The 19871-nt window shown below is 35.9% G+C and carries 21 protein-coding genes and 1 pseudogene; 5 read left to right on the top strand and 17 right to left on the bottom strand.

Annotation, left to right across the window (positions count from 1 at the left end):
* Positions 1-529: 529 nt before the first annotated feature.
* Positions 530-1477 carry a transaldolase gene (tal, locus tag BMX01_RS04060; protein WP_064082248.1) on the top strand — a complete coding sequence of 316 codons (948 nt, stop codon included), beginning with the start codon at positions 530-532 and terminating at the stop codon, positions 1475-1477.
* 98 nt (positions 1478-1575) lie between these two features.
* On the opposite strand, the gene trmL is transcribed toward tal, so the two are convergent.
* The gene (trmL, locus tag BMX01_RS04065) at positions 1576-2055 is read right to left on the bottom strand and encodes a tRNA (uridine(34)/cytosine(34)/5-carboxymethylaminomethyluridine(34)-2'-O)-methyltransferase TrmL (RefSeq protein ID WP_064082249.1); all 480 of its coding nucleotides are present in this window, start codon (positions 2053-2055) and stop codon (positions 1576-1578) included.
* Between the two features lie 36 nt (positions 2056-2091).
* Positions 2092-4230, bottom strand: a complete 2139-nt coding sequence (gene rlmKL, locus BMX01_RS04070; RefSeq protein ID WP_064082250.1) for a bifunctional 23S rRNA (guanine(2069)-N(7))-methyltransferase RlmK/23S rRNA (guanine(2445)-N(2))-methyltransferase RlmL — start codon at positions 4228-4230, stop codon at positions 2092-2094.
* A 201-nt stretch (positions 4231-4431) separates the two neighbouring features.
* On the opposite strand from rlmKL, the gene BMX01_RS04075 reads away from it, so the two are divergent.
* Positions 4432-5073, top strand: a complete 642-nt coding sequence (locus BMX01_RS04075; RefSeq protein WP_064082251.1) for a response regulator — start codon at positions 4432-4434, stop codon at positions 5071-5073.
* Positions 5074-5134: 61 nt separating this feature from the next.
* Positions 5135-5395: a YfhL family 4Fe-4S dicluster ferredoxin gene (locus tag BMX01_RS04080; RefSeq protein WP_010944336.1), complete on the top strand. Its 261-nt coding sequence runs from the start codon at positions 5135-5137 to the stop codon at positions 5393-5395.
* Positions 5396-5451: 56 nt separating this feature from the next.
* On the opposite strand, the gene ygfZ is transcribed toward BMX01_RS04080, so the two are convergent.
* On the bottom strand, positions 5452-6339 hold the full coding sequence (gene ygfZ / locus BMX01_RS04085) for a CAF17-like 4Fe-4S cluster assembly/insertion protein YgfZ (RefSeq protein WP_064082252.1): 888 nt from the start codon (positions 6337-6339) through the stop codon (positions 5452-5454).
* Positions 6340-6346: 7 nt separating this feature from the next.
* Positions 6347-7210, bottom strand: coding sequence for a YicC/YloC family endoribonuclease (locus tag BMX01_RS04090; RefSeq protein ID WP_064082253.1), 864 nt, complete (start codon positions 7208-7210; stop codon positions 6347-6349).
* A gap of 150 nt (positions 7211-7360) precedes the next feature.
* Here BMX01_RS04090 and rph point away from each other — a divergent pair, with 150 nt between their 5' ends.
* Positions 7361-8077 (top strand): ribonuclease PH, encoded by a 717-nt coding sequence (gene rph / locus BMX01_RS04095; RefSeq protein WP_064082254.1) that lies wholly within the window; start codon positions 7361-7363, stop codon positions 8075-8077.
* A gap of 39 nt (positions 8078-8116) precedes the next feature.
* Here rph and BMX01_RS04100 read toward each other — a convergent pair whose 3' ends face one another.
* The 3 genes from BMX01_RS04100 to BMX01_RS04110 form a co-directional block, all read right to left on the bottom strand.
* A complete protein-coding gene (locus BMX01_RS04100; RefSeq protein WP_064082255.1) occupies positions 8117-8380 on the bottom strand; it encodes a GrxA family glutaredoxin in 264 nt (87 codons plus the stop codon).
* Positions 8381-8498: 118 nt separating this feature from the next.
* Entirely contained in the window at positions 8499-10346 is a 1848-nt protein-coding gene (typA, locus tag BMX01_RS04105) for a translational GTPase TypA (protein WP_064083414.1), read from the bottom strand.
* A gap of 183 nt (positions 10347-10529) precedes the next feature.
* On the bottom strand, positions 10530-11234 hold the full coding sequence (locus tag BMX01_RS04110; protein WP_064082257.1) for a YggS family pyridoxal phosphate-dependent enzyme: 705 nt from the start codon (positions 11232-11234) through the stop codon (positions 10530-10532).
* Positions 11235-11288: 54 nt separating this feature from the next.
* On the opposite strand from BMX01_RS04110, the gene BMX01_RS04115 reads away from it, so the two are divergent.
* Positions 11289-11825, top strand: coding sequence for a KdsC family phosphatase (locus BMX01_RS04115; protein WP_074647819.1), 537 nt, complete (start codon positions 11289-11291; stop codon positions 11823-11825).
* Between the two features lie 348 nt (positions 11826-12173).
* On the opposite strand, the gene BMX01_RS04120 is transcribed toward BMX01_RS04115, so the two are convergent.
* The 10 genes and pseudogenes from BMX01_RS04120 to BMX01_RS04160 all read right to left on the bottom strand — a co-directional run bounded on the left by BMX01_RS04120 (position 12174) and on the right by BMX01_RS04160 (position 19803).
* Entirely contained in the window at positions 12174-12479 is a 306-nt protein-coding gene (locus BMX01_RS04120) for a hypothetical protein (RefSeq protein ID WP_231087421.1), read from the bottom strand.
* Between the two features lie 54 nt (positions 12480-12533).
* Positions 12534-12877 (bottom strand): annotated as a pseudogene (locus BMX01_RS07955) (transposase); the annotation flags it as partial.
* A gap of 206 nt (positions 12878-13083) precedes the next feature.
* Positions 13084-13512, bottom strand: coding sequence for a hypothetical protein (locus BMX01_RS04130; RefSeq protein ID WP_064082259.1), 429 nt, complete (start codon positions 13510-13512; stop codon positions 13084-13086).
* A 59-nt stretch (positions 13513-13571) separates the two neighbouring features.
* The gene (locus BMX01_RS04135; protein ID WP_064082260.1) at positions 13572-14093 is read right to left on the bottom strand and encodes a fimbrial protein; all 522 of its coding nucleotides are present in this window, start codon (positions 14091-14093) and stop codon (positions 13572-13574) included.
* A gap of 57 nt (positions 14094-14150) precedes the next feature.
* The gene (locus BMX01_RS04140) at positions 14151-14897 is read right to left on the bottom strand and encodes a fimbria/pilus periplasmic chaperone (RefSeq protein ID WP_064082261.1); all 747 of its coding nucleotides are present in this window, start codon (positions 14895-14897) and stop codon (positions 14151-14153) included.
* A gap of 51 nt (positions 14898-14948) precedes the next feature.
* Positions 14949-16772 (bottom strand): fimbria/pilus outer membrane usher protein, encoded by a 1824-nt coding sequence (locus BMX01_RS04145; RefSeq protein ID WP_197719026.1) that lies wholly within the window; start codon positions 16770-16772, stop codon positions 14949-14951.
* Positions 16720-17451 carry a FimD/PapC N-terminal domain-containing protein gene (locus BMX01_RS07855; protein WP_197719027.1) on the bottom strand — a complete coding sequence of 244 codons (732 nt, stop codon included), beginning with the start codon at positions 17449-17451 and terminating at the stop codon, positions 16720-16722. The genes BMX01_RS04145 and BMX01_RS07855 overlap by 53 nt, the downstream gene beginning before the upstream one ends.
* Positions 17452-17494: 43 nt before the next feature.
* The gene (locus BMX01_RS04150) at positions 17495-17995 is read right to left on the bottom strand and encodes a fimbrial protein (protein ID WP_064083413.1); all 501 of its coding nucleotides are present in this window, start codon (positions 17993-17995) and stop codon (positions 17495-17497) included.
* A gap of 38 nt (positions 17996-18033) precedes the next feature.
* Positions 18034-18546 (bottom strand): fimbrial protein, encoded by a 513-nt coding sequence (locus BMX01_RS04155; protein ID WP_232008221.1) that lies wholly within the window; start codon positions 18544-18546, stop codon positions 18034-18036.
* Positions 18547-19281: 735 nt separating this feature from the next.
* Positions 19282-19803, bottom strand: a complete 522-nt coding sequence (locus BMX01_RS04160; RefSeq protein WP_064082264.1) for a porin family protein — start codon at positions 19801-19803, stop codon at positions 19282-19284.
* Positions 19804-19871 lie beyond the last annotated feature (68 nt).

The raw sequence follows: 19871 nt of genomic DNA on the forward strand, positions 1-19871 counted from the left end.
CAAACTCTTCAATTTAAAAAGTTTAATCGCTCAATAACTGCTTAGCTTAGTTCACTTCTCTTCTCTTTCATTTCACTTGAAAGTAAAACAAAAGGAATTAAATTAATATGAATTTCTAGTTTAAGCACTTATTAAGACTTCAAGTTTTTATAAAACATATAAAATTAAGTCAATCAACAAGTGCCCACACAGATTGTCTGATTCGTTGTTAAAGAGCAAAATAAAACGACGCACCGCTCAATCTAGCTTAACAGCTCACAACGGTGCGTCGTTGTGTGTCGCCCATTATAGGATATCTTTCCCTTTTTGCAAATACTTTTTTTGAGAAAAATTAAAAAAATTGATTGCGTGCTTAAATAATCGACATTTTTTTAAATTTTTATTTAAAACATATAGATTTAAGGTCTATAAAGTGTGTGATAATTAGCGGTGTTAATCGTGCCATTTTCCTTTTTTGAATAAGTTATTATATTACTGTATGATAGTTCTATACCCTACACATTTTATCTAATAATTAAGAGGAAATTCTATGAATCAATTAGATGCTTTACGCGAAATGACTGTGGTTGTTGCTGATACTGGCGATATAGAAGCCATTAGACAATATCAGCCTCAAGATGCTACCACTAATCCCTCGTTAATTTTAAGTGCTTCTGCATTATCACAATATGCGCCTTTAATTGATGATGCAATTCGTTACGCAAAATCAAAAAGTGGCAATAAGGCTCAACAGTTAGTTGATGCTGAAGATAAGCTTGCAGTTAATATTGGTCTGGAAATTTTGAAAATTGTTCCCGGACGAATTTCAACTGAGGTAGATGCTAGATTTTCTTACGATACTGAAAAAACAATTGCTAAGGCACGTAAGTTGATTGGCTTATATAATGAAGCGGGTGTTGCTAATAATCGTATTTTGATCAAAATAGCGGCTACTTGGCAAGGTATCCGTGCTGCTGAAATATTAGAAAAAGAGGGAATTAATTGTAATTTAACATTATTATTCTCTCAAGCACAAGCCAGAGCCTGTGCTGAGGCGGGCGTTTACTTGATTTCACCATTTGTTGGGCGTATCTTAGACTGGTATAAAGCAAATGAGAAAAAGGAATATGCCGCGGCAGAAGATCCGGGCGTTATTTCGGTCACCACTATTTATAACTACTATAAGCAGTACAATTATAAGACTATTGTTATGGGAGCAAGCTTCCGAAATGTAGGTGAAATTACTGAAATTGCAGGCTGTGATCGTTTAACTATTGCTCCGCCATTATTAAAAGCATTAGCGGAAAGCAATGATACATTGGTGCGTAAGTTAGATTATCAAGGTGAGATTTTAGATCGCCCTGCGCCTTTAAGCGAAGCTGAATTTTATTGGCAACATAACCAAGATCCTATGGCCGTGGATAAATTAGCCGAAGGTATCCGTAAATTTGCGATTGACCAAGAAAAATTAGAAGAGATGCTTTCAGCAAAACTGTAATTTTATAAATATTTCAAATAATTAATCGTTGGGATTTTTATTTGTTTTCAGAAGCGGTCTTTTTTGCAAAAATAATCACAAAAAGACCACTTATTTATTTAAATGGCCTGTCTTGCTACAGCACCTTGATAACCAAATTGTCGCCAAGCTTCATACACGACTACTGCCACGGTATTTGATAAATTCATACTTCGACTATCTTTACACATAGGTACTCGGATTTTTTGTGACATTGGCAGAGTCTCTAAAATAGCGGTTGGAATTCCGCGACTTTCTGGACCAAACATCAAAAAATCGCCTTGTTCGTATTGTACTTGGCTATGATTTGCTTCACCTTTAGTAGTTAATGCAAATAAACGTTTAGGCTTTGCACGAGCAAGAAAATCATCAAAATGAGTATATTTTTGAATATCGACAAATTCATGATAATCCAAACCAGAACGTTTTAATTTTTTATCATCCCAAGTAAAACCAAAGGGTTCAATCATATGCAATCGAAAACCACAATTTGCACATAATCGAATAATATTCCCACTATTTTGTGGAATTTCAGGCTCAAATAACACAATATCTAACATTTTTTACCTTGTCATTTTTGATTACTATGTGTTCTGTTAATTTTCAATATGACGAATAATCCAACAATTATGAATATGTGGATTGCGTTCAAAATCTAACGGTAATGTTTTATATGAGATATTCTCTGCTACAAAGCCTAATGCTGTTAGCCCATTAAAATCCATTTTAAAACCACGTTTATTATTAGAAAATACAATCATACCGTCGGAGGTTAAAATACGTTTTAGCTGTGTCATTAATTTAATATGATCTCGCTGTACGTCCCAACTGTCTTCCATTCTTTTTGAATTTGAGAAGGTCGGCGGATCAACAAAAATCAATTCAAAACGTTCTCGACACTCTGCTAACCATTGTAAACAATCCGCTTGAAACAAACGATGGTTATGTGATTTCAATCCATTTAACTCAAGATTTTGCTCAGCCCAATTAAGGTAAGTATTTGACATATCTACAGATGTTGTTGCTTTAGCACCATTTAATGCAGCGTGGATCGTAGCAGATCCTGTATAGGCAAATAAGTTTAAAAACGTTTTACCTTTTGCCATTTGACCAACCATTTTACGAGTGCGCCGGTGATCTAAAAAGATGCCTGTATCAAGATAATCTGTCAAATTAACCCATAATTTTGCGCCGTATTCGTTAACATAGAAATACTCTCCTTTATTAGCTAATTTTTCGTATTGATTAGTTCCTTTCTGCTTTTGTCTTACTTTCAATACTAATTTATTAGTTTCAATACCTGTTACATGCAAAGTAGCTGTTACTGCGTCTAATAACCGTTGTCTGGCTTTATTTTGCTCAATACTTTTTGGTGCAGTATATTCTTGAATCACAATATGATCGCTATATCTATCTACTGCAAAATTATATTCAGGTAAATCTGCATCATATAAACGATAGGCATCAAGCTGCTGTTGCTTAGCCCATTTTTCAATCTTTTTGATATTTTTGGTTAACCGATTAGCGAAATCAGATGCAACTTGAGTATTTTGTGCAACGCTACTTTCTGAGATTTGTTGATTATGAATAGCATGCTCAGCTATTTGATAATTTTTTTGCAAACAATCAAGCGGTCCACTTTTGGCTTTAAATTGTCGTGTAGATCTTAAACGTAAACAGTTCAATAATGACGGTTCACCGCTAAAAATGGAAACATTCCAACCAGCAAATTGCTGTTTTAATCGTTGACCAAATACAGAATAAATCGCAATCAAGGCGGGCGTTGTGCCTAACCGTTCACCATATGGTGGATTAGATACCAATGTACCTTTCTGATCTAGGCACGGATTTTTTAACGCTGCAATATCCGCTTGTTGCCAATAAATCAAATGCGCTACGCCGGCATTTTGAGCATTCTGTTTTGCTTTAGCAAGGACGCGATGGTCCAAGTCAAAACCATAAAAAAGCGGGTCAATTTGGGTATTTTTCTGCGAATGTGCTTCTTCTAATACTTGTTGCCATGTCGCTTGCTGATGCCCTTTCCAAGCGTTGAACCCCCAATATTTACGCTGTAATTGTGGTGCGATACCCGCTTGCATTTGAGCTGCTTCAATCAATAGCGTGCCTGATCCACACATAGGATCAACTAATGGCGTTCCTTTTTGCCAACCTGAACGTAACACAATGATTGCAGCAAGGGTTTCACGTAATGGTGCTTTACCGCTATCTTCACGATAGCCTCGCATATGTAATGCTTCGCCACTTAAGTCTAGCGATACAATTAGCTTCTCACGATCTAAATAAACATGAATACGAATATCCGCCCGATCTTTATCTACAATAGGGCGAGCGAATCCTTTACGTTCAAAATAATCAACGATACCGTCTTTAACACGCATAGCTCCGAATTGCGTATTCCTAATTTCACGGTTAGTGCCATTGAAATCAACATAAAAAGTATCGCGTGGATCAAAAATGTCTGCCCAGTTAATAGCTATAATTGTGGCATAGAGATCTAAATCACTGAAAATTTTAGTGCTGACTAGCGGTAATAAAATACGTGAAGCCAAACGGCTATGTAATAATGCTTGATAGGCGCCTTTTTGATTAGTCGTAAAATGGACACCGCCTTGCACCACTTTACCGTCTGCGCCACAAATTTGTTCAAGCTCTATTTTAAGCATTTCTTCAAAACCACGTGCAGCGGTGGCAAAATAAGTTATTTGATTGCTCATGATCATCATTCTTTTAGCTAAAATTCATCGTTATTATAACGGAACAAGCGATCTAATAGTTGAAAAGTTTTACCACTGTGCATTAAATTTTACTCGCCAAATTTAGCTCGGAGCAAAAATCCGCTAAATTACTTAAAATAGGAGACTTGTTTCGCTAAAATGGTATAAGCAGAATTTTGGCTATTTTCAGTGGAGACACCAATGACCGAATCTTATAAAATCCTCTTAATTGATGATCACCCTTTAATGCGTCAAGGCATACGCCAAATTTTAGAATTAGAAGATAATTTTACGATTGTTGGTGAGGCAAGCAATGGGAATGATGGCATTGCATTAGCTCTTGATACAGATCCTAATTTGATTATTTTAGATCTAAATATGAAAGGCATTTCAGGTTTAGATACATTACGCGCATTAAGAAAACAGGGCGTTGATAGCCGTATTATTGTCTTAACTGTTTCAGATGAACAATCGGATATTTTTGCATTAATGGATGCAGGTGTTGATGGTTATTTATTAAAAGACAGTGATACCTCAGAGTTACGTGAAAACATTCGTAAAGCAGTACTCGGCGAAACCGTACTCAGCGATAGTATCCGAGCCCATTTATTAAATCGGCGTCCAGAAAATGATCCTTTAAGCATATTAACCGATCGTGAGCGTGATGTATTACAATGGATTGCAACCGGTATGTCTAATAAGCAAATTGCCGGCCAATTATTTATTTCTGAAGAAACGGTAAAAGTGCATATTCGTAATTTATTACGTAAATTAAATGTCCATTCACGTGTCGCGGCAACCATACTCTATTTAGAGCAACAACAGCTAAAGCAAGTAAAATAATGCCTATTTTTTAATTTGCCTGTATAATTGGTCACTTTTTAAAATCGAGCAATAGGAAATTATGGCACTACTGATTACTCATAAATGCACAAACTGTGATATGTGCTTACCTGAGTGTCCGAATGAAGCAATTTCAATCGGCGATGATGTGTATGTAATTGATCCGATATTATGCACTGAATGTGTTGGACATTATGAAAAACCCACTTGTCAAAAAGTTTGCCCGATCACGAATTGTATTATTGCTGATCCAGATCACCGCGAAAGCCAAGATGAATTATGGGAAAAATTTGTAATGATCCATCATCCCGATAAACTCTAAGCTCAATCACAAACGGAGATGGTTAGCCCCACTCCGTTTTTAGCTAGCGATCTTATTTACCCTTCTACAATTGAATAAGGTAAATCACACATTTTCAATTCAATACCATTAACACGAAAACGAGTATTTGTTTCAATATCTTTATTCATCACCACTTGCAACCACAGGCTATGTTGATGAACAACACTCATTAATATCCGACCTGTTGCCCGCCAATTTTCAGATAACAATATCTCTATAGATTCTGCAATTTGTGGTAATGCAACTTGCCCATCAAATACGCCCACTAGAGTAAACATAGCGCGTTTGTTTACGCCACGATATTTAGCTCTCGCAACCGTCTCTTGCCCCATGTAGCAACCTTTAGTAAAGGAAATTGCATTTTCAATTGCGTGTAAATTGACCGCTTGAGGAATAAATTCAAATTGGTTTGCTTTTAATAAAATAGGGATACCGTCTTGAATATCAATCAAATCCCAAAGTGAGCAATCACTATTAGTTACTAAATCTTCTCCCCAAATAATTGCGCGTTTTTGAGCTTGATTCAGTAACAAAGCGGTCGAATTTTCGCTTATTTTGGCTAATTGCTCATGACCTGTCACACCATATAACGGCGTAGTTAATGGGGTAAAGGCCACTTTTGAGAACACTGCATATTTTTTTAATTGCACCAAAGCTTCAGCGAGCAAATCATTATGTATAATCATAAAAAATTGTTGCTCGGAGGCGCGATATATACGAAATAACGCTCTTATTTTGCCTTTTGGATCGCAATGGCAAGTCAATGTATGTTCACCAATTGCTAATTTGAGCACATCACACGTCAACTGACCTTGCAAATATGACGCCGCATCAACACCGGCAATTTCAATTAAGCGATAATCACTCAGTTCAACACAAAGATTAGGGTAACTGTTACTCATTTTGCTACATTCACACGTCATAAAGCACCTACTCTAAATTCTGAATTTGTTCACGCATTTGCTCAATTAATACTTTTAATTCTACGGCAGAATTAGTCACGTCTGCATTAATCGATTTTGAAGCAAGTGTATTTGATTCTCGGTTCAATTCTTGCATCATAAAATCTAATTTACGCCCTACCGCACCACCTCGTTGCAAAATAGCCATCGTTTCTTTAACGTGCAATTGCAAGCGATCTAATTCTTCTGCCACATCAACACGCTGTGCCATTAATACTATTTCTTGTTCTAAACGTTGGGATTCAAGCTGTAAATTTAATTCATCAAAACGTTGTTGTAATTTCTCTTTTTGCCATTGCAAAATGGCCGGCATTTGTGCTTGCACTTGTGTTGCAATCTGACTAATTGAATCTAACCGCTGTTGAATTAATTGCTGTAAATTAGCGCCTTCACGAGCACGCATCGCAATAAAATCCGCTAGAATTTCCTCAAAACCTGCACATAAATCTTGGCCAATTTGATCCAAATCTTGTGTTTGGCTATCAACTACACCGGGATAACGTAACAAATCAACCAGATTAATCTGACCGCCACCGGCAAGTGTCTGCAACGTTTGCAAAGAGCCAATCACTTTTTCTGCATAATCTTTATTTAGCGAAAGTTCTTTATCCTGACTATTAGTCAATTCTATACGTAAACTACATTCTACTTTACCGCGTGTTAATGCTGAACGCAGGCGTTCACGTAGGCTCATTTCTAAATGGCGAAATTGTTCAGGTAAGCGAAAATAAGTTTCTAAAAAACGTTGATTGACTGAACGCATTTCCCATACTGCATTTCCCCATTCTTTTTTCAATTCTAAATGGGCAAAGGCTGTCATACTATAAATCATTTGAGGATCCTTTTTTATTTGTGGATATATATTAAAAGCTTAGTGCTATACTAACCTTTTATCAATTATATCAATCATTACAAAATGTCCCCATTGTACTGTTTTATTTGTTAGAATGGTGCAAAATTTTACTAAAAAGGAATAAAAACAATGCGTCCCAATCATCGCGAAAATAATCAAATTCGCCCGGTAAAAATTACACGCCATTATACTCGCTACGCCGAGGGATCGGTGTTAATTGAATTCGGTGAGCCCAAAGTATTATGCAATGCCAGCATAGAAGAATCTGTTCCACGCTTTCTGAAAGGACAACAGCAAGGTTGGGTAACTGCGGAATATGGTATGTTACCACGTGCTACCCACAGCAGAAACCAACGTGAAGCCGCTAAAGGGAAACAAAGTGGAAGAACCATGGAAATCCAACGCTTAATTGCCCGCGCTTTACGTGCCGTAGTAGATTTGGAAGCATTAGGTGAGCGGACTATCACCATCGATTGTGATGTTATTCAAGCAGATGGTGGCACACGTACTGCCGCTATTACCGGTGCTTGTGTCGCACTACAAGATGCAATTCATAAATTAATCGCTGATGGAGTACTGAAAACCAATCCACTGAAAGGATTAGTCGCTGCGATTTCTGTCGGTATTGTTGAAAATGAAGCTGTCTGCGATTTAGAATACGTAGAAGATGCTAAAGCGGAAACTGATATGAATGTTGTGATGGTGGAAGACGGTCGATTAGTTGAAGTACAAGGCACAGCTGAAGGCGAACCTTTTTCACATATGGAATTACTGCAATTATTAGATCTTGCTGATCAAGGTATCAATCAATTATTTGAGTTTCAACGCCAAGCATTAGCGGAATAAACCATTACGCAAAGGCGAGCATAAAACTCGCCTTATTCATTATAATTCAATATCAAATTTTTGTTTTACTAACTGCTGGAATTCAGTACAACCGCCAACAGCTTGATCATCTAAGAAAATTTGTGGTACCGTATCCACCGCTTTGCCAACACGAACGGATAAATCCTGCTTTGAAATGCCTTCTGCAATCATATCAATAAATTTAAACTCAAAATCAGCTAATTCAATTGCCATTTTTTCTGCTAACTGTTTAGCTCGAACACAATATGGGCAACTTAAACGACCATAAATTTCCACCAACATTATCCATTCCTCATCAAAAATAAATCGACTCTTTTATCCCCAAGCGGGCTAATTTCAGCCACTTTTTGTAAAAAAATAAAAAAATGCCCGCTTGCAACGGGCACTGATATCACTTTAATTAACGTGTACTTGTGCTACTAGTCGTACGACTTGCACGTTTACGATCATTCTCAGTTAATAGTCGTTTACGGATTCGCACAGATTGTGGCGTTACTTCTACTAACTCATCATCATCAATAAATTCTAATGCTTGTTCCAACGTCATTTTAACCGGTGTAGTTAACACAATCGCATCATCTTTGCCTGATGCGCGCATATTTGTTAGTTTTTTACCTTGTAAACAATTTACAGTTAGATCATTTGAACGGCTATGAATACCAATAATTTGGCCTTCATATATATCTACACCGTGCTCAATCATCAACTTACCACGTTCTTGTAAACCAAATAGCGCATAAGCTAACGCTTTACCGGTAGCATTTGAAATTAATACACCATTTTTACGCTGACCAATTTCACCTGGCTTAACATCATCATAATGGCTAAAACTTGAATAAAGTAAACCGGTTCCCGATGTCATTGTCATAAATTCATTACGGAAACCAATTAAACCACGGCTTGGAATCACATATTCTAAGCGAGTACGTCCCTTACCATCTGGGATCATATCTTTGACCTCACCTTTACGAATACCTAATGCTTCCATCACTGAACCTTGATGTTGTTCTTCAATATCAATCGTAACTTGCTCAAAAGGCTCTTGTTTCTTACCGTTTTCTTCTTTATAGATTACTTTGGGGCGTGATACGGCTAATTCATAGCCTTCACGGCGCATATTTTCAATTAATACCGATAAATGTAATTCACCACGGCCTGAAACACGGAACTCATCAGGGTTCGGAGTTTCTTCTACGCGTAATGCCACGTTATGCACTAGCTCTTTGTTCAAGCGCTCTAAAATTTGGCGAGAAGTGACAAATTTCCCTTCCTGACCACAGAATGGTGAAGTATTAACACAGAAGAACATTGTTACTGTTGGCTCATCAACCGTCAAGGCAGGTAGCATTTCAACATTATTAATATCACAAATCGTGTCTGAAATATTTAACTCACCTAAACCTGTAATGGCAATAATATCACCGGCAAAAGCTTCCGTGGCTTCATAACGTTGTAAACCTAAATGGCCTAACACTTGCCCTACTTTACCATTACGCGTTTTTCCATTTGCATCAATCACCGTAATAGTTTGATTCGGTTTAATTGAACCACGCTTAATACGGCCAATACCAATAACACCAACATAATTATTATAATCTAGTTGTGAAATTTGCATTTGGAATGGCGCATCTAATTCAACTGACGGGACTTGTACGTGTTTCACAATCGCTTCAAATAACGGCGTCATATCTTCCGCAAGTGCTTCGTATTCAAGGCCTGCTACGCCCATTAAGGCTGATGCATAAATAATCGGGAAGTCCAATTGCTCATCAGTTGCACCTAAGTTAACAAATAAATCAAATACTTGATCAACAACCCAATCTGGTCTAGCGCCTGGTCGGTCAACTTTATTGATCACCACAATAGGTTTTAGACCATGTGCAAACGCTTTTTGTGTTACAAACCGCGTCTGTGGCATTGGGCCATCAAAGGCATCTACCACCAATAACACTGAGTCTACCATTGAAAGTACACGTTCTACCTCACCACCAAAATCGGCGTGTCCCGGTGTATCTACAATATTGATACGGTAATCGTTCCAATTGATTGCCGTATTTTTCGCTAAAATTGTAATACCACGTTCTTTCTCAAGATCGTTACTGTCCATCACACGTTCATCAGCATCACCACGCGTTTCGCCTAATGTGCCTGACTGTTGTAAAAGTTTATCTACAAGGGTAGTTTTACCGTGATCGACGTGAGCAATAATTGCGATATTACGCAATTTATTAATATCTAAATGTTGCATTGAAATGTCTTAATTGAGTTGAATATAGAGTGTGCATTCTACACACCATGAAAATCTTAGGGGGGAGATTAGCTCACCCTGCATTGTGATCAAGATCACAATTTATGCAAAAGCAAGATTATACAGCCTTTTTTGTTTATTGACTATGATTTAAGCGGCCCAATTTAGTAAAAAACTTGCAAATCAAACCGCTTTCGCGGAATAATCGCGTACACCAAAAATTGCGGTGCCAATCCTTACCATTGTTGAACCACATTCAATTGCACTTAACATATCGTCACTCATCCCCATTGATAACGTATCTACTTGTGCAAACTTAGCTTTCAAGCAATCGAAAAGCTGTTGCATTTGCTGGAAAACGGCTTTTTGCTGAGCAATATCTACCGCTGGTTTAGGAATAGCCATTAAACCTCGTAAACATAAATGAGGCAATGCATTAATAGCTTCAGCAAAATTCATAATTTGCTGCGGTGTAATGCCCGCTTTAGAAGCTTCATCACTAATATTGATTTGAATTAATACATTTAATGGCGCCAAATCAGCAGGACGTTGTAAGTTTAGCCGTTCTGCGATTTTCAAACGATCTAAGGTTTGCAACCAATCAAAATTCTCAGCCACTAAGCGGGTTTTATTCGACTGTAAAGGACCAATAAAATGCCATTCTAATCGCTTGCTTTTATTCTGTTGGTTAAAATAACTTATTTTCTCAATCGCTTCTTGCACATAATTTTCGCCAAATGCCGTTTGTCCGGCTGCAATCGCGGCTTCGATAGCCTCGATGGACTTGGTTTTAGAAACTGCTAATAAGCGGACATTTTTACGCTCAAACTGCCGGCAAATTTGCTGAATTTGTTGTCGAACAGTAGATAAATTCTCAGAAACTGACATATTGCACCTCAATACGTTATAATAGCCAAATCATAGCATATTAAGGATCGAAAAATGGATTTAAGCAAGATTAAATTAGTGATTACTGATGTTGATGGCATATTAACCGACGGCGGTTTATATTACACCACAGAAGGGGAAATAATGAAGCGTTTTCACGTGCACGATGGTTTAGGAATAAAAATGCTACAAGCCTGTGGTATTCAAGTGGCAATCCTGTCTGGAGGCGATTCTACCTTGTTACGCAAACGCATTGAAGTATTAAAAGTCTCGCTATTTCAGCTCGGGAAAATGGAAAAACGCTCGGCTTGTTTTGAATTAATGCAACAAGCGGGTGTTATGCCTGAACAAACTGCATTTATTGGTGACGATACTTTAGATCTGCCCGCTTTTCAAGTATGCGGATTAGCAATTGCTACTCATAATGCGCATGACTATATCAAAAAGCAGGCTGATTGGATATTAACCAACGCCGGTGGAGAAGGTGCCTTTCGTGAGGTGTCAGACAGAATCCTCGAAGCACAAGGCTTTGCTGATATTTTTAATAGCGCTGAGGGTTTTCTAACGATCACCGAAAAAATGGCACAATAATTTCGAATAGCAGAGAAAGCGATCATTTTTGCAAAAAATTGCGGCGGTATTATGTAGCAGTTGCACAAAACCTAAATTCAACTTTAATCGCATAAAAAATACCTTTACCCATTTATACAGGTAAAGGTATTTTACTTTATTTTAAGCACTAAAATGAATTAAGTGCCAATATTAACTAAGTACTTCCAATTCCTCTTTAGTTAAAGGGGGAGCACTTCTTCTTTCCTTTTCTCGTCTTTCTCGAATTTTATTTCTTCCATAATGCAGGGGTAAGCACTTTCTGCGGAAGTGATATAGTCTTGTTGAGTAAGTTGTTTTCGGACTTTTTGCAGACAATTTAAATGTAGTTTATCTTCTGCAAAACCCATTGGAAGTGCGACCGATCGTTGTTTCATTAAACTGTAGTTCAAAAATAGCAATAACCACTTGTTTATTATCAATTTCAGATGCTCCATAAATAATATGGTATTCAAAAGGGCGTGTGGCTATCGCCTTACTGATTTTTTGTAAAGTATCATAAAGTAATGGGTAGCCATCATCTGATATATCGGAATACATTGTGGCTAATTCTTTCATAAAGCACTTAAATTCTTCATAATCCATTACAGCTAAATCCGTATTAATCTGTGAGTTTTCCATATTACGTATTTTCATTGTGTTACCTAGATTGTTATGCTGCGATTAAATAATGTGAATCGTTTAGAACGTTGATACTTCGTGAGAAAGCTCAATGGCAGATAATCCTTTTCTTTTAAGTGCAAAATAACGTAAGGCTTTTAATATCTTCCGCAGTGATAATTTAGCAAGGTGAAATATTGTGCCTGCAGTAATTGAAAAGCGATAGCAACAATGCTTACATTGCCATTGTTGGCGAGTATTAATGAAGTAGGCTTCGTGTCTAAAGTGACAATGCGGACATCCAATATCATTTATATTATCAGCATTGCCCCAACGAGAGTTTTCAGCAACGACAAAATTTCGACATCAGAAAGCTCGTCCATTTGTATAGACAAGTGGCGTGCCTTTGCCGATAGCGAAAAATGCTGCGCCATAGGAAACAAAATCCCCTCATTAAAACTCTTAAATTTTTAAACCTTTTATGGCTTAAAAAGTAAAAATCCTAATGAGGGGACTATTCTCTGTGGGCAAAAATGTAAAATAAAGAGAGGGGCTTGTCAAGCACTTTCTTTTGTCAAGTGTTTTTTTTAAAATTTTTGCATTTCCAATAAAGGTCAGTTTAAATAAGGTCTGAATGTTGTCAAGGAAAATTTTTCAATGTGTTTAATTGATTGTATTTTAAACAATATAAGGACGAGTTTTTCGAAATTTGATGTACACCAAAAGCACTCCAGCCTATATATATTTCATTACCATATTGCCCTGTACCGGAAAATTCACAGCCATATTTTTCATAAAATTTTGAATCAAGATTAAAACTAATACCTCCCTGTAATTGATAAGGTATTTCATAAATGATATGTTTTTTACCATCTGGCCCCTTACTATTAAAAGAAAATGAAGGCTTTCCAGAATCCACATACACTAGCGAAGCATTTATTCCGTAATCGGTAGGGGTAGATTGTCCTCCAAATCGGATATTATAAATGCCTCTCGATTGTATAGTCGCAGCAAATAAATAGTCTGAAGTGAATAATATCCATATAAAATAATTTTTTATAAATTTCATAAAAATCTCCGTTTAGGCACCACTTATAAAATAATAGGTTCAATATCACATACATAAACTTAATAATATTCAAGAACCATTGATGCCGAAGCAGTAAAAGGGCCTATATCCAATTTAGCATATTGATTAACTACAGGAACTACACTTAGTTTTTGCTTGCTATGTTCCGTAATAGTTGAAGAAAAATTAAACGGATAGGGGACTCCATTGCGTTTAATCATTAACCCCAAGTTGCTGTTGCTAGTCGCTAGTAAAGTAACTCCATATTCACTTGAAACAAAATCTGCTCCATTGTTTCTTCCAAAATATAACGAATATTGTGTATTAGCAGGATCATTACATTGCAAATCAAAAGGGATTACTTTCTCATAAGCTTTTCCATTAATATTTTTTGGGCTCATTTCACCAAAATTTATCTCTATAGCTTGGTTGTTATTCACGACACAACCTGTGCCTTGAATGGTTAAAACTACTTGTATATCAAAATGTTCGTTTTTTGCTAAGCTAGTTTTAGCTATTATTAGCACTCCAAATATCAACAGGATCAGGTTTCGTGATAAATTTCTTACACTAATATTCACATTGCTCCCTTCTATTCAGAATATTTATGGAAACCCAATTCATTTGGATGTCCCTTTTCAATTATTTGTCTCTTTATTAACAACACGGCATTCATTTCCATTACAATCAAATGATAACTCTTTAATACCACCATAATCATCAATATAAGTCAGACTAGGTTTAGCCCCTAACGTACTAACATTTACGCCTAATGGACTATCGCTAAAAGGCGCTAACATTACTGGATTAAACTGAATATCAGTCTGAGTTTTACCATTACTTGCATCAACTAATGTGACATAGTAAGCGGTTGGATTTTTTACCAAAAATGTATTTCCTTGTTTTTGTAAAATCAGTTTTTCTTGCCAAGGCGTACCCATTTTTTCGGGAAGAATTGCTTTCGGGCGATAAAATAATTTTACATGCGTTTGCAAGGCAATTTGTAATGTATTGGCTTTATTACTTTTAGGTGGGATTTCACGTAAATTAAAATAAAATAATGATTCCCTATCTTGCGGTAAACTGTTAATTGCTGGTAATGCTTCTATTTTCACTTGGCTTGATTTCTCAAGCTCTACTCGTTGAATAGGCGGCAACACAACAAACGGAGAGGTAATTTTTTTGCCATTAACATCTTCAATCCACGCTTGGGCAAGGTATGGTAACTGTTTGTTGTTATTAGAAATACCTAATGACATCGCTTTTTTGTCACCTTCAAAAACAACCCGAGTCCTATCTAATCCAATCACAGCTTGAGTTGCATTCGTAACAAATACTCCAACTATGATTCCTGTCACTGCTGACATATATTTATTTAATTTCATACCGCTATATCCTTTATTAAATGCTTAATCAAAATTATATATTGTTGTTATTTAATGCTTCACCATAGGTGTACATTGCAACAGTAAAGAAGGGATATTAACATCAATGGTTTTAGGAAATTTTATTTCGCATTTATCCTTATTACTCCATTGCACTGTCATTATTGATCCTGGTTCAACGCCAGTAATATACGCATTACCATTATCATCAACAATTCCTGTATTCTGCCCTTTCTTATTCATAACTTGTGCGCCAAATGGTATGGAATTACCATCAGCCGTTTGCAATGTTGTCATCACTTTTTGTCCAGAAACAACCGAAAATTTACGATAACCTACTGCGCCTTCAGTTAAGGTAGCTTGTACAACTGATTGCTGAACATCAATATCATCAGATAATGTGTTTAAATCAATTTGAACATTGTTACGATAATAACTACTCACATCACCTACAACAGCCTTACCAAATAAATTCGTTTTGACCGATGCACCAAATCCTCTAACAGGAACATTAGCAACACCATCTGTATCTAATAATAAACGTGTGCCACCCGGACTTCCCATTCTATGCATTGCTACACCTTCGGTTGTTAGTGTTACGCCCCCTGATGCGGCCATACTAAATGAACTTTGATTATTTGAGAAACTTGCACTCGTCGAAAAATGGGCAGTGTCCCCTTGGTAATTCAAATATGCACTACCGCTTTTATATTTACCGCTAGCATCTACACTCAATTGGTAATTGGTTCTTTCATCAAAAATATCACTATACGTTAACCGATTAGACGTTTCATAACGCGAATTACTCAACGAATAACTCATATTCCCACCATTGCTTAATGCAAATGATGTGGATAAATAAATGCTATTATCAATAACATTATTGTAGATGTTACGATTTATGGATAAGTTAACATTGACATTTTTTAATTTGCCAATATCAAATGCTTTAGAAAGAGTTAAACTATAAAAGTTGGTGCTTTCCTGATCCCAATATGTTTCATAGTTATAATTCAAAACCATTGACATTCCTATATTGTTAAAATTTTTACTCATAGAAACAACATATTGGTTTTTACTACTACCATAACGAATACCTGTATGATTAACCTCTAAAAAGTCTAATAGATTCATAAAGTTTTGTTCAGAAAAACGATAACTAGAAAACTGAATTTGGCTGTCTATAGAATCAAAGTATTTCGCATAGTTAACTCGATATGAGCTACCTCTAAGTTTTTTATTTTCCTCTGCCAAACGCGCAAAAGATTGTGTTATATCAAATGATAATGTCCCGAAAGCTAATAAATCACGTCCAATCCCGGCTGAAATAGCATGGTAGTTATTACTCACAATTGCACCGCCAAACAATGACCAGCCATTACCTCCGCCAAACGAAAGCTCTCCCATAGCAAAATTCTGACGCTGGTAATCACGCTCAACATTGGGTTGACCTAATGCTAATTTATATTGTATTTGGCCTGGCCTAGTTAAATAAGGCAAATTTGCAGTATCCACTTGATATTGCTGGACACTACCATCTTCTTCTTCGACTTTAACGTCTAGTTTTCCTCGAACTCCATCATATAAATTTTGAATACGAAAGGGCCCAGCGGCCACTTTTTCAGTATGAATAACATGTCCTTTTTGGCTAATGTTGACCGTCGCATTAGATTTTGCGATCCCCGTTATTTCTGGAGCATAGCCTCGTAAATTAGGAGGCAACATATTTAAATCAGATTCTAAGCCGGCACCAAGAAAACGAAATGAGTCAAATAGATTAGAATTAAGATAATCTTGACCTAAGGTTAATCTAGCGCTAAGGTTAGTTAATGCACGGAAAAGCATAGAAGCGATTCCATTGAATAACACGCTCATTATTCATTTGCTCAAAAACACTTGAATTATTATCTAAATGACCATACCAATCAGCTCTAAGTCGCCAAGCGCCTAAATTAAGCCCTAAAACACCCGTACCATTTAATGCATACCTTTTATCCTTACCAAAACGACTAATATTTCCATTAATATTATAATCAAGTAAAATCGCAGGAATGCCATTATCCCAACGAGAAGTTGGATCCCAATCAATAGCACTATATTCTAAATAAGCTTGTGGTATGCTGATATGTAATGAGGAAGACGCTAAGTCCGGTTTTGCTTGTATGCCAGGAAGACTATCAAAATTTAAACACTGATTATCATACCACCACGTCAACTGTTTTTGATATTTATCCGTAAGCCCTAGTTTATCGGTTAATTCTGGAGATAAACATGCAACACTATCTTTGGGATCATCTTCTGGTGCCAAGAATACGACTTCTTCCTCTGACAAATTATTATTATTGACCTTAATCTCTACGCTATAGGATCCGGGTATCAAATAATTAGCCCGCGAAAAATAACCTAAATTAATATTTTCTTTATCTTCTAGATCTAGTGTATCTGTATTAAATTCAATATCTTGCATAGCTAAAGCATTACTGCTTGTCATTAATAAAGGTAGCATTGAGAGCAATAAAAAAATAGCAAAGTAATCTTTTTTTGCAAAAGACAAAATATCCCCTTTTTTTAATATTCATTAAACTTGAAACTAAGGATTAGTAATAATCAAGGTTAAAATGAATTAAACTTTGATAATCACCAGCCTGAAATAATTTTGAGTTCGCAATTAAATGTACTCGGTACTTTAATAGCATACTAGGAGGGATGAAATTTTGCTCAAAAAATAATTTACTAGAAGAAAAAGGAGACTGCACTCTTCTTATATATATCAGATCCTTATCATTTTTAGTTAAGTCACTTTCAGAATTACGAAAGAGCATATGCAACATATGCAAATTAGGTTTAGGTTTGTGATACTGAGCTAAATTACAATTGACTAATTGAATTTCAAATTCCTTTTCTAAAGTTTGCTTTTCTAAAAGCAATACTTCAATATCTTGATAAGGTGAATCCATAGCGATGGTACAGGCAGCATCAACAACTCTACCATTCATTGATACGAAACCTGCACCATACCCTATAGCATGTAGTAAAGGAGAATCAAAACTCATAACAAGCAAAATAAACCATCTTTGTAATAATGCTTGCTTTAACATCTATCCTATTCCTCTATAACTAGCACACTATTTAATTTTTATTCATAACTCATAGTAAAGTTAACTAAAGAAGTAAATTCCCCAGCTACAATAGCTTTACCTTCTGGGCCTACTGGACCACCATCATCTCTACCAACAGCTGCCGTTGGGTAACCTTTAAGATAAGCAGAGAATTGTAATGAATTATCACCTTCTTGAATGGTTACATTAGTTTTTGAACCATCTAATTTTACTGGCTTACCATCAAGACCTGTAATTTGAATAGCAGCACCTTTTGCTTGACCAAGAATAGCTAAGCCATTCTCAACTTCTTTATCCATATTACCGGTAAAAGCAATATGTGCTTTTTTAGTTTTTCCGCCTGTTTCACAATCAACTAATTTAATTGTGAAAGGAGCAGGACGAGATGTTCCACCTTTTACTAATTTTGCTGCTGCAGTTTGCCCTAAATCAACAGTTTGATTAGTAAAACTAGGATCAACACTACAAGCAGCCTCAACGATTGTACCTTTAAAGTTAACAATACCTTCCCCTGCTGGAGGAGCAGCCATAGCTGATATACTTATTGTTCCCGATATTAGTGCTGCTAAAATACTTTTTTTCATTTTTACCTCTATAATTTAAGTTAATGATTAAACGAGACAGTAAAGTAAAAAATAGGATAAATGAGGTAACACAAGACTACTTACAAGTAAGGATTAATAAACTGTTTTCAAATACACACAACATAAAGAAATATGGTAACTTACACATTCATAATGTGAAGCCTAATCAATATTTATTTAGTGATTACTTGAAGTTCAAAATAGAACCGCTCATTCATAAAAACATTAAAATTTTATTAAAACGTCAACTTGATTAGAGTATTTGGCTGTTTATCAGATTTCCTATCATATACTTAACATCTCTTTTTTCGCAGCATCCAACTTTTTGTGAATGCTACACTATAGAATTATAGGTAGTTATCTGATCTTCTTTAAAATAACCTAGAGTAAAGCCTTTACATCAAATTACTAATATAAAATATCGGGCTATATCATTTAGATTTAGCATATAGTTTATTAATGATAAAAAAGCATTGCACTTTAATAAATTTACTTATAGAATAAAGTACATATCAACTTACTTACATATACAGTAAACAATATTAAAAGAGAAAAGCAAGGTTATCGATCTTTAGTAATTCTACTAAAAAACTACACTTAATATAGGAGTTTATTTCAGTAATAAACTCCTATCATAGGTATTTTTAGAATGGGAAACTTGCCTATAAATCTAATAGGAAGTTAAAAACGATAACCAACATGTGCAACTAATTCATTGCCTTTTAGCTTGTTACCATTTCTTTTGATATGACTATGTGTATATTCACCGCCAACTTCAATATTACTTGATACCGCATATTTCACACCTGCGCCATAACCATAACCACGATAATTCGTATCGCCAATTTTAGTTTGGCTAGCATCAATTTTAACATATGGCAATAAATCTGAACCTACACGGTAACCTTGTTGATAAGCAACCGTGTATTTATTTTTTTGAGTTAAATCATTTGCTATCTTTGTTCTATTCAATTTAGCCTTTGCTTGCACGATCCCCACTAAATTATTGCCATAGTCCATGCCATAATCTAAAACGATCATTGGGCTAGTCTTACGTTTGCCGTTTTGACCATGAGATGTATATTTTGCTGTGTCTAAATCAATACCTATTCCCATACCAGTAAAAGTTTGACCTACTGGTGCGGCAAATGCTGATACAGAGAATAAACCAACAAGCGTTAAGATTGCTACATTATTTTTCATAGAATACCTCTTTCCTGAACAAATACGTGGTACATTCTATAAAAAAAACCTTTAAAAGATATGCATTA

Origin of the sequence: [Haemophilus] ducreyi (assembly GCF_900109315.1) — a bacterium.
Classification (GTDB): domain Bacteria; phylum Pseudomonadota; class Gammaproteobacteria; order Enterobacterales; family Pasteurellaceae; genus Haemophilus_B; species Haemophilus_B ducreyi.